The organism is Frankia sp. AiPs1 (genome assembly GCF_023716945.1).
Taxonomy (GTDB): domain Bacteria; phylum Actinomycetota; class Actinomycetes; order Frankiales; family Frankiaceae; genus Frankia.
In genome coordinates this window covers 1-11,202 of record NZ_JAMQQF010000172.1, presented here as the reverse complement: position 1 = coordinate 11,202, position 11,202 = coordinate 1, and the positions used below count along the sequence as shown (strand labels likewise).

At 73.4% G+C, this 11,202-nt stretch carries 7 protein-coding genes; 5 read left to right on the top strand and 2 right to left on the bottom strand.

The genetic code is table 11. The features are described 5' to 3' along the window. Positions 1-206 (top strand): hypothetical protein (locus tag ND748_RS16205; RefSeq protein ID WP_251746643.1); only part of this gene is annotated, 206 nt, incomplete at its 5' end. 49 nt (positions 207-255) lie between these two features. Here the strand turns inward: ND748_RS16205 and ND748_RS16200 are convergent. Beyond that, a complete protein-coding gene (locus ND748_RS16200; protein WP_251746642.1) occupies positions 256-1,593 on the bottom strand; it encodes an amylo-alpha-1,6-glucosidase in 1,338 nt (445 codons plus the stop codon). Positions 1,594-2,265: 672 nt separating this feature from the next. Here ND748_RS16200 and ND748_RS16195 point away from each other — a divergent pair. Beyond that, positions 2,266-3,534 (top strand): RNA polymerase sigma factor, encoded by a 1,269-nt coding sequence (locus tag ND748_RS16195; RefSeq protein ID WP_251746641.1) that lies wholly within the window; start codon positions 2,266-2,268, stop codon positions 3,532-3,534. A gap of 188 nt (positions 3,535-3,722) precedes the next feature. Here the strand turns inward: ND748_RS16195 and ND748_RS16190 are convergent, their stop codons facing one another. Then, positions 3,723-5,747 (bottom strand): acetoacetate--CoA ligase, encoded by a 2,025-nt coding sequence (locus tag ND748_RS16190; protein WP_251746644.1) that lies wholly within the window; start codon positions 5,745-5,747, stop codon positions 3,723-3,725. A gap of 219 nt (positions 5,748-5,966) precedes the next feature. Here ND748_RS16190 and ND748_RS16185 point away from each other — a divergent pair, with 219 nt between their 5' ends. The 3 genes from ND748_RS16185 to ND748_RS16175 form a co-directional block, all read left to right on the top strand. Next, positions 5,967-7,235, top strand: coding sequence for an acetoin utilization protein AcuC (locus tag ND748_RS16185; protein ID WP_251746640.1), 1,269 nt, complete (start codon positions 5,967-5,969; stop codon positions 7,233-7,235). After that, on the top strand, positions 7,232-9,877 hold the full coding sequence (locus tag ND748_RS16180; protein WP_251746639.1) for a bifunctional GNAT family N-acetyltransferase/acetate--CoA ligase family protein: 2,646 nt from the start codon (positions 7,232-7,234) through the stop codon (positions 9,875-9,877). Before ND748_RS16185 ends, ND748_RS16180 begins: the two co-directional genes overlap by 4 nt. Positions 9,878-10,293: 416 nt before the next feature. Beyond that, positions 10,294-11,202 (top strand): PAS domain-containing protein (locus ND748_RS16175; protein WP_251746638.1); only part of this gene is annotated, 909 nt, incomplete at its 3' end.

Genomic DNA, 11,202 nt, shown 5'->3' with positions numbered 1-11,202 from the left:
GGCCGGGGCCGGGCAGCAACGGCGTGGCCGTCGGGCACGGGCCCGCGCACGTCGCCCGGGAGCTGCGGCTGGCGCCTGCCGGCGAGTCGCTGGTCGCCCAGACGGTCGTCGACGCCCCGCTGTGCTTCACCTGCGGGGTGACGATGCGCCCGGCGGGGAGCTGCTACGTCTGCGAGCAGTGCGGCTCCACCAGCGGCTGCAGTTGAGCTAGCCGCCAGGGTCCGCGGCCCGGCCGGGAGGGTCTTCCCGGCCGGGTCAGCGCTCGACTTCGAGCAGGTCGATGAGCAGTGCAGCGGTCCAGGAGAACCGGTTGCTGCCGGCGCCGGAGCCGTCGAGCGGCGAGTAGTACTCGTACATCGCCCCGGAAGCGGCTATCACGTCGACCGTGTTGCGGCGCAGGTCCTCGGCGGCGTCAAGCCGGCCGTAGCGCTCCAGCCCGTCGGCGATCAGCCAGTTCATGTTGACCCAGAGCGGGCCCTGCCAGTAGCAGCGGGGCAGGAAGTTCGGGTCGTCCAGGGGAACGCTCGCGACGCCGAAGCGCGACCAGTAGCGCGGCGAGGTGAGCGTCTTGACCATCTCGTCGACGCGATCCTCGGGTACGACGCCGGCATAGAGCGGCAGCAGGCCGCCGATCGTCTCCTGGCGCAGCAGGGTCCGGGTCCGAAAGTCGCGGCTGTAGTAGACGCCGTCGACGACGAGCTCTCCCATCGCCTCCCGGGTACGGCGCGCCGACCGGCGCAGCCTGGCCGGGATGACCTCGCCGATCTCGGTGGCGATGGTGCTCAGGTGCTCGTTGGCGCGGACCAGGATCGCGTTGAACGCCACGTCCTGCACGAGGGGGACGATGGTCCGCCGAATTTCGCGGAAGTTGTAGTGCGCCCGGCGCAGCTCGCGCACGATCCGGTACAGCGTGAACAGGTCCCCCGAGGTGAGCCGCTCATCCGAGGGGACCTCCTTGGCATCGCGGCGCAGCGCGTCCAGGGCGTCGTCGCCGTTGACGCGCCGCAGCGCCCGCACGCCCAGCGGCGCCACCGGCCTGGTGATCTCCATCCAGGTCGGGGTGTTGTCCATCCCGGACTCCCAGGAGTGGACCAGGGACACCAGGCCGTCGTCGTCCGGGTCGCGCTCGTCGTAGAGCCACTGGTGAAAGCGCAACAGCCCGGGGAACAGCCGGCGGTAGAACTCCCCGCGTTCGGAGTCGGACATCATCGCGCCGACCCGGACCGCGGCCTCGGCGATCATGGGCGGCTGCGTGACGCCGGTGCTCTGCGCGCCGCCGGCGGTGGTCGTCACCCGGTCGCAGCGCCAGCGCTGCGGACCCGCGTGGTAGAAGTCGGTGGTCTCCGCGAAGATCACGTGCGGAATCATGCCGTTCGGCCACTGCCCGCGCAGCAGGGAGAGGATCTCGGCGGCGGCGCGCTGCGGGTCGAGGTGGCGCAGCCCGATCGCGATGAAGCAGGAGTCCCACAGCCACTGGTGTGGATACAGCGTCGGCGACGGTCGGGTGATGTCGCCGAGGTCGTTGCCGCGCAGCACGGAGACCGCGGTCTCGCGCAACGCCGCCAGCTCTGCCGGGAGGCTGGGGACGGACATCGTGTGAGAGTAGCCGTCACACGCTGTGCACAGGTGGAGGGCGCCTCTGGTGTGGTCTGCCTAACGAAAACCTCGTTGCCGCCCCGCGGCCGACCTGATGCGACCCGCGACCCACGACTCGCGGTCGGCAACCTGAGACCGGAGACCGCCGGATGCCGCCCGAGTGGGTGGCGCGGGTATGCCGATCCGGCCGGATCCGAGCCTGAGGCACGCTGCCGAGTCAGTTCTCGAGGGGGTCTCGGGGCGGCATCGGGGGGCATCGGGGAGGCATCGGGGAGACGCGGCGGCACTGTCGGGATTGTCGGATGACGGACGCCGCCCGATGGCGGTACTGGACGGAAAATGTGGTGCGGACGGCAGCCCCTCGAAAATCCTCACTTCCGGTGAGCGTGTGCGCACACATCGTTCAGGATCCGGGCTCTCGACGGGGGTCTCGCCACGCGAGAAGGTCAAGATAGTTCGCGGAACGCGCCACACCATGGGATCTGCCAGGTAGTCTTCGCGACAGCGAGTTCAGCGTCTCGAGGGCATGGGTCTACACTGCCGGTAGGCCCGGCGATCGCTGATGTCCGGGTGCGCCTGCACGGGGAATGGTTCCGCGACTTCGTTCGTTACCTCCCACGTGCACGGAAACAGACGTCCCACCCGCACCGACCATCGGATTTGCCACTGATGACGCTGCCTGCCCTGGAACTTGCCGAGCGCACCGACGAGAACCGCCCGCGTAGCCCGCGGCGCACTCGCCGGTCCGCTGCCTCTGCCCGTACCGCCACCAGCCGCTCGCTGGCCGCCGTTCCCGATGACGGCGACGAACTCGATGTGAGTGCCGTCGCCGAGGTCATCGCGCGCGGTCGCGAGTCCGGCGAGATCAGCCGTTCTGAGCTGCGTGACGCGCTCGAGTCCGCGGACATCGGCCTCGAGCTGCTGCCCGCGCTCATCGCCAAGCTGAGCGCCGCCGGCGTCGAACTCCTCGAAGAGGAGGAGACGACCGACGAAGTCACCGCCGCCACCCGCTCCACCGCCGAGCACGCCGGCACCGCCGACCTCGTGCGCATGTACCTGCGCGAGATCGGGAAGGTGCCGCTGCTCAACGCCGCGCAGGAGGTCGAGCTCTCCAAGCGGGTCGAGGCCGGTCTCTTCGCCGAGCACAAGGTGGAGTCCGACCCCGACCTGCCCGCGGACCTCCGCCGTGACCTGGGTCTGCTTGTGAAGGACGGCCACGCCGCCAAGCAGCAGCTCGTCTCGGCGAACCTGCGCCTGGTCGTCTCCGTCGCCAAGAAGTACAGCGGCCGCGGGATGACCCTGCTGGACCTGGTCCAGGAGGGCAACCTCGGGCTCATCCGCGCGGTGGAGAAGTTCGACTACGCCAAGGGTTACAAGTTCTCGACCTACGCGACCTGGTGGATCCGCCAGGCCATCGGCCGAGCGCTGGCCGACCAGGCCCGGACCATCCGGATCCCGGTCCACGTGGTCGAGCAGATCAACAAGATCACCCGGTTGCAGCGCCAGCTCGTCTCGACGCTCGGCCGCGAGCCGACCGACGAGGAGCTCGCCCTCGAGCTGGACATGCCGATCGAGCAGGTCGTCGAGCTGCGCCGCTACGCGCAGGACACGGTGAGCCTGGAGACCTCCGTCGGCGACGACGGCGACTCCGTGCTCGGCGACTTCATCGAGGACTCGGACGCGACCTCTCCCGCCGACGCCGCCTCGTACGGCGCGATGCAGGACGAGATCGAGAACGTGCTCGGTGGCCTCAACCCGCGTGAGCGGGAGGTGATGCGGCTGCGCTTCGGCCTCGCCGACGGCAAGCAGCACACCCTCGCCGAGGTGGGTAACCGCCTCGGACTCACCCGGGAGCGGATCCGGCAGATCGAGCGGGACACGCTGCGCGAGCTGCGCAAGCCCGCCGTCGCCGGCCGGCTGCGGGAGTTTCTCGACTGATCGCTCGCGGCCAGGGACCGTCGGCACGGCGGGCGTGCACAGGGCCACGGGTGGCATCCCCCCTGGGGGGCACGGCACGCCGGTGACGGTGTGCCCGTGTGTTCGATGGAAGCCGGATCTTCGCTGGGACCAGCGAAGATCCGGCTTTACTGTCGGCGGGGAGCGCCGTCGTCGCGCAGTGCGGTCGGTCAGTCGTGCGGTGTGGCGGCAGGCGCCTCGACGGCCTGGTCGGCGGTGGCTGCTCGGGCATGGTCGGCGGTGGCCGCGATGGCCAACAGCGCCTGCGGGTTGGCGACCGCGTCCAGGCTCACCACGTCGGCCAGCGCCGCACCGGCGAGCAGCCGCTTGACCGGGATCTCCAGTTTCTTGCCGGTGTGCGTCCGCGGCACCGCGGCGATCTCGAGGATCCGGTCCGGGACGTGCCGCGGGCTGAGCTCGGTGCGTATCGCCTGCCGGATCCGCTGCGCGAGCTGCGCCGTGAGGCCCGGCTCGGCGAGGGCGACGAACAGCAGCAGCCCGCCGCCGCCGGGGGCGTCCGAGGTGTCCACCGCGAGGCTGTCGGTGACCTCGGCAAGCTGCTCGACGACGCCGTAGAGCTCGCCGGTGCCGATCCTGATCCCGCCGCGGTTGAGGGTGGCGTCCGAACGCCCCTCGACGACGACGGCGCCGTCGGCCGTGATCCGCACCCAGTCGCCGTGGCGCCAGACCCCGGGGTAGGCCGCGTAGTAGCTGTCATGCAGCCGGCTGCCGTCGGGATCACCCCACAGGCGCAGCGGCATCGAGGGCATCGGCGCGGTCACGACGAGCTCACCGACCTCGTCGACGATCTCCTTGCCGTCGGCGTCGAAGGCCGCCACGGCGCAGCCCAGCGCCCGCGAGCCGATCTCCCCGGCGCGTACCGGCATGGTCGGCAGGCCGGCCAGCAGCGCCGTGCAGACGTCGGTGCCGCCGCTGATCGACGACAACATCACCTGCGGGCTGACCGCGTCGTACACCCAGGCGTAGGCGGCGGCGGACAGCGGTGACCCGGTTGACCCGATGGTGCGCAACAGGGACAGATCGGCATGTTCGCGGGGGACGAGACCCGCATCCCGGCAGGACTGCAGGTAGGCCGCGGAGGTGCCGAGACACGTCACCTCCAACGCCTCGGCCAGGCCGAACAGGGTGCCGAGCGCCGGGTAGCCGGGGGCGCCGTCGTAGAGCACGATCGTCGCGCCGACCAGCAGGCCGGAGACGAGGTAGTTCCACATCATCCAGCCGGTCGTGGTGAACCAGCAGTACCGGTCGTCGGGGCCGAGGTCGAGATGCAGCGCCAGGGCCTTGAGGTGTTCCAGCAGAATGCCGCCGTGCCCGTGCACGATCGCCTTGGGCGGCCCCGTCGTGCCGGAGGAGTAGAGGATCCACAGCGGCGCGTCGAAGGCGACCCGGGTGAACGCGAGTTCGGCGTTCTCCGCCGCCATGAGTTCGTCCCAGGTGAGCAGGCCCGGCAGCCCCGCGCCGCGAGCCCGGGCGAAGGCGTCCGGTGCCAGGTAGGGGACGATCACGGTCGCGGCGAGTCCGGGCAGGTCGGCGGCCAGCGCGGCGAGTGCCGCGATGGTGTCGTACCGCTGGCCGCGATAGGTGTAGCCGTCGATGCCGATGAGTACCTTCGGGGCGATCTGGACGAAACGGGCGGCGAGGGCGGTGGCGCCAAGCTCGGGCGAGCATGACGACCACACCGCGCCGACGCTGGCGGTCGCAAGCATCGCCACCGTCGCGTAGACGGTGTTCGGCAGCACGGCGCAGACGCGGTCGCCTTCGCCGACCCCGAGGGCGCGCAGGCCGACCGCGGCCCGGGCGACCTGGCGGCGCAGCTCGTCCCAGGAGACCACCGCGGTCGCGCCGTCCTCCCGCACGGCAATCACCGCCGGCGCGGCACCCCGCCGGGTGAGCGCGTTCTCGGCGTAGTTGACCCGGGCGCCGGGGAACCACACGGCACCCGGCATCCTGCCATCGGCGAGGGCGGGACCGTCGCCGCGCTCGCCCTCGACGGCGCAGAAGTCCCAGATCGACTCCCAGAAGGGGCCGAGCTCGCTGACCGACCATTCCCACAGGGCCGCCTCGTCGCCGAGGTCCACCCCGCGTTCGGCGGCGAGCCAGCCGCGGTAGTTCGTCACCGCCGCCTGCTCGATCCGCCGCGCGGAGGGTTCCCACAGCGGCGTGCCGGGTCGCACCCGGGTCGAGCCGGCGGCCGCGGGATGCTCCGCGCCCGCCGGCACCGGACGCTGCGGTGCCGTTCCGTCTGCTGCCACGGGTCCGTCTGCTGCCACGGGCACTGACCCTAGGGCATTTGCCGCGGATCTACGGCGAACCCCGATCCGCCGCCGGTCGGTCGAGCCCGTCACCACCGCTACCGGCGCAGGACCCGTTCGGGCTACCGTCGAGGGGTGACGGTGCCGGGCGGAACACAGCGGTCCGGCGGCACCCTGCCGTCGGCGGTCGAACCGACCATCCTGGCGTGGGATCCGGCCATGGCCGGCTACGACTTCGGGCCGCAGCATCCGCTGCACCCCGTCCGGCTGGGCCTGACGATGGACCTCGCCGAGAGTCTGGGCGTGCTCGACGCGCCGGGGCTGCGGATCGCCACCCCGACCCTGGCCCCCGACGAGCTGATCGAACTCGTTCACGATCCGCTGTACCTCAACGCGGTTCGCGCCGCGCCCGACCCCACCCGGGCCCGGATGGCCGCCCTGTTCGGCCTCGGCACCGCGGACAACCCGGTCTTCCAGCGGATGCACGAGGCCGCCGCCCTGATCACCGGTGGGACGCTCGAGGCCGCCCGGGCGGTGTGGGGAGGCCCGGCGCGTCACGCCGTGTCGATCGCCGGTGGCCTGCACCACGCGATGCCGGGGATGGCCAGCGGCTTCTGCATCTACAACGATCCCGCGATCGCGATCGCCTGGCTGCTCGCCGCCGGGGCGACCCGGATCGCCTACGTCGACGTGGACGTGCACCACGGCGACGGGGTGCAGACGGCGTTCTACGACGACCCGCGGGTGCTCACGATCTCGCTGCACCAGACCGGGCGGACGCTGTTCCCCGGCACCGGCTTCCCCGACGAGGTCGGCGCGCCCGGCGCCGCGGGCAGCGCGGTGAACGTCGCGCTGCCCGCGTTCACCGGTGACGCCGGCTGGCTGCGGGCCTTCTCCGGCGTCGTCCCGGTGCTGCTGCGGTCGTTTCGGCCGCAGGTGCTGGTGACCCAGCACGGCTGCGACACCCACGCCCTCGACCCGCTGGCCGATCTGGAACTCTCCGTCGACGGGCAGCGGGCCTCCTACGAGGCCTTGCACGCGCTGTCCCACGAGCTGTGCGACGGCCGCTGGCTGGCCTGCGGCGGCGGCGGCTACGCGCTGGACGCGGTGGTGCCGCGGGCGTGGACGCAACTGCTGGCGGTCGCCGCCCACCACCCCCTCGAGCCCGGCACCGCGCTGCCGGCGCAGTGGCGCGCCGAGGCCCCGCAGCGGGTGCGGGCCGTCACCGGCCAGAACTCCGTCGGGGCCACGGCGGGGATGCCCCGGACCCTCGGCGACGGGGTGAGCGTCCGATACCGGCCCTGGGACGCCGGCGAGGGCGACCCCGACGATCCGCTGGACCGTGCGGTCGCCGCCACCCGGCGCGAGGTCCTGCCCCTGCACGGCCTCGACCCGACCGTGGACCGGTGAGCGCCGCGCCGCTGCCGTCCCCGGCCGGGGATGAGACGCCGCTGGCGTACCCGGCGGAGTGGGAGGCCGACGTCATCCTCACCGACGGCGGCACGGCCCACATCCGGCCGATCCTGCCGACCGACGGCCCGTTGCTGCGGGCGTTCTGGACCCGGTTGTCCCCGCAGTCGATCTACTTCCGCTTCTTCACCGCCCGCCGGGCGCTGAGCGATGCCGACATCCACCGGATGACCGTGGTGGACCAGCGCCTGCGCGGCGCCATCGTCGCCATGATCGGCGACGACCTTGTCGCGTTGGCGCACTGGGAGGGCGCTGCGGCCCGGCCGACCGAGGCGGAGGTGGCCTTCCTGGTGGAGGACGCCCAGCAGGGCCGGGGTTTCGGCTCGGTGCTGCTGGAGCACCTCGCCGCCGCGGCCTGGGACCGTGGGATCCGCCGCTTCGACGCCGACGTGCTCGGCGAGAACCGGCAGATGATCCGCGTCTTCCTCGACGCCGGTTACACCGTCGCCCGGGCCTGGGACTCCGGCGCGGTCCGGCTGTCGTTCGAGATCACCCCCACCGAGCAGTCGGTGACGGTGATGCGCGCCCGCGAGCACCGCGCGGAGGCGGCCTCCATCGGCCGGCTGCTGCATCCCCGGTCGATCGCCGTCATCGGCGCCGGGCGGGCCGCGGGCTCGGTGGGCAACTCGGTGCTGCGCCACCTGCTCGCCGGCGGCTTCGACGGGCCGGTCTACCCGGTCAACCCGGCCGCCGCGGCGGCCGGCACCGCGGTCGGCTCGATCCGTGCCTACGGCGGCATCGAGCAGGTGCCCCGCCCGATCGACCTGGCCGTCGTGTGCGTGCCGCCGGCCGAGGTGCCCGGGGTCGTCGCCGCGTGCGGGCGGGCCGGCGTGTGGGGCCTGGTCGTGTTCACCGACCAGCGGGACGACGCCGCCGACGCCGCCCTGGCCGCCGAGGCGCGGGCCGACGGGATGCGCGTCGTGGGCCCGGCCAGCATGGGCATCCAGAACCCGGCCGGGGGCCTGAACGCGTCGATGGTGCCGCAGATGCCGCCGGCCGGGCGGGTCGGCTGCTATTCGCAGTCCGGACCGTTCGGCGGGGCGATCCTGCAGGCGGCCGCCGCGCGGGGGGTCGGGCTGTCGGTGTTCGTCTCGGCGGGGGACCGGGCCGATGTCAGCGGCAACGACCTGCTCCAGTACTGGGAGGAGGACCCGGAGACCGACGCGGTGATCATGCACCTGGAGACGTTCGGCAACCCGCGCAAGTTCGCTCGGCTGGCGCGTCGTCTCGGCCGGCGCAAGCCGATCGTGACCGTCTACTCCGGCCGCTCGACCCTCGACGACGCCCTGCTGCGGCAGGCCGGCGTCATCGGCGTGGACCGCATCTCGCAGGCGTTCGACGTGGCACTGCTGCTCACCTCGCAGCCGCTGCCCACGGGAAACCGGGTCGCGGTGATCGGTGACTCCCGGGCGCTGGTCCGGCTCACCGCGCACGCCGCCGATGCCGCCGGCCTGATCGCCGAGGAGGTCCTGCTGCCCGCGGGCAGCGGTTCGGCAACGTTCACGGCCGCGTTGCTCGCCGCGGCGCAGCGGGCCGACGCACTCATCGTGACGCTGGCCCGCCTGCCGCCCTCGGCGCGGGGCCCGGTCGCCGCCGGCGCGGTCGAGGCGGCCGAGCGCATCACCGTGCCGGTCCTGGCCTCCGTGCAGGGCGTCGACATGCCGAGCGAGCTCGCCGGCATCCCGGCCTACTCGTCCCCGGAGGCCGCGGTGACCGCACTGCGCCGCGTCGTCGGCTACGCGCAGTGGCGGTCGCGTCCCACCGGCACCGAGCCGGTGACGGCCGTGCGGACCGACGAGGCCCGCGCGCTGATCGCCGGCCTGGCCGGTCGGCTACCCGAGGAGCGGGCCGCCGCGCTGTTGGACTGCTACGGCATCACGGTGCAGCCGGCGGAGCTCGTCACCTCGCCGCGGCGCGCCGTCGAGGCGGCTGCGCGGCTCGGATACCCGGTGGCCGTCAAAGCCCGGTCACGCCCCTATCGGCACCGGCCGGACCTGCGCGGACAGCGCCTCGACCTGCCCGACGCGGCCGCGGTGCGCGCGGCCTGGACGTCGCTGCGCTCCCAGCTCGGGCCGGAGGTGCCGATCGTCGTGCAGCGGATGGCGCCGGTCGGGGTGTCGGTCGTCGTCGGCTCCGAGGAGCATCCGCAGTACGGCCCGCTGGTCTCCTTCGGCCTGTCGGGCCCGGCGACGGAGCTGCTCGGTGATCGCGCCCACCACATCCTGCCGCTGACCGACGTCGACGCCGCCCGGCTGGTCCGCTCGGTGCGGGCGGCGCCGCTGCTGCTCGGCTACCTCGGTTCGACTCCCGTCGACATCGCGGCGCTCGAGGATCTCGTGCTGCGCGTGGGTCGGCTCGCCGACGACGTTCCCGAGGTGGTTCATCTCACTCTTGACCCGGTCATCGTGTCGACCGGGCGGGTCACCGTGCTGTCGGTGGAGGTCGTGACCGGCCCGTCCGTACCCAGGGCGGACGCCGGACCGCGGCGTTTCTGGACCCCGGCGCTGCCTGTAGTCGACCGACCCCCCGTCCGGGGCGGTTCGGCACAACATGGTCACACCGTCCACAATCGTCTCCCATGACGTCGCCGTACTCCGGGCAGCCGCCCGCCTGGCCCGCATCCGGCGCTTTCGGGGTGTCGCAGCCCGATTCCGGGGGGCCCATCGAGGCCATGGGTACTCCCGAGGCGGGGGCACCCGGGCAGGCGGAGCTGGTGCCGATGTACGGCCCGAAGCGGGGTGCCCGGCGGCCGCCGGCGTCCATGGCGACGGGCCCCGTCGGAAGCGGTGCGCAGGACACCGGGCCGATCTCGACCGGGCCGATCTCGACGGGGCCGATCTCGACGGGACCCGCGCCTGGCCCTGCGCCCGTGCCCGGCCCTGCGCCCGTGCCCGGTTCCGCACCCGGGCCCGGTTCCGCTCCTGGTTCCGCTCCCGTGCCTGGCCCCGTTCCCGCGCCTGGCCAGGACTCCCAGGGGGGCGGGGGCCGGGATCTTCCGGTGCTGCCCGCGGGATGGCCACTGGTCCCGCGGGCCGATCCGGCGGCGGCCGGCGAGGCGACGCCCCGCGACGTGATCGACGGGACCGGCCCGCGGCGAGGCTCCGGCGACGTCCCCCTGGAGCGCGGGCCGCTGAGCGTTGCCCGCGGCGGGCCGCCGGCAGCGGGTGGCGGCGGGGTGGATCCTGCGGTGGCGGCGTACGCGATGTTGGACGCGCTGTTCGTCCGGGCGCCGGTCGGACTCGCCCTGCTCGACCGGGCCGGCCGGTTCGTCCGGGTCAACGAGGCACTTACCCGGTGGGACCGCCGGTCCGCCCGGGACCACCTGGGCCGCACCGTGTCCGAGGTGCTCGGTGACAGCGATGCCGAACTCGACGCCCTGCTGGCCCGGGTGCTGCGTACCGGCGAGGCCGTGGTGGACCTGGAAGTGGGGGTCGCGGGTCCGGCCGGAGACCCGCTGACCTGGCTGGCGAGCTGGTTCCCGGTGAGCGATCCGCAGCTTGGTCCGGTGGGGGTTGCCTTCGTCGCGCTGGACGTCACCGGCCTGCATGTCGCCGATCGGGAGCGGTTGCGGGCGCAGGCGCGATACCGCGGGCTCGCCGACGCCGCCGGCCTGGACGTGTTCCATGCGACGGCCGACGGCGCTCTCGACGTCGACCTGCCCGGCTGGCGGTCCGCCACCGGCCAGCAGCCGGGGGCGCTGGCCGGCAGCGGCTGGCTGGCCGGGGTGCATCCGGAGGACCGGGACCGGATCGGGCGGTTGTGGCGCGGGGCGGTCGAACGCGGCGAGACCTTCGAGGCCGAATTCCGGATCTCCGCGCCGAGCGGCGTGGGCGCCGCCGAGCGGGTCGTTGCCGCCCGGGTGCTGCCGGTGCCCGGACCCGCGGTGGATGCCGCCGGCGGCCAGGCC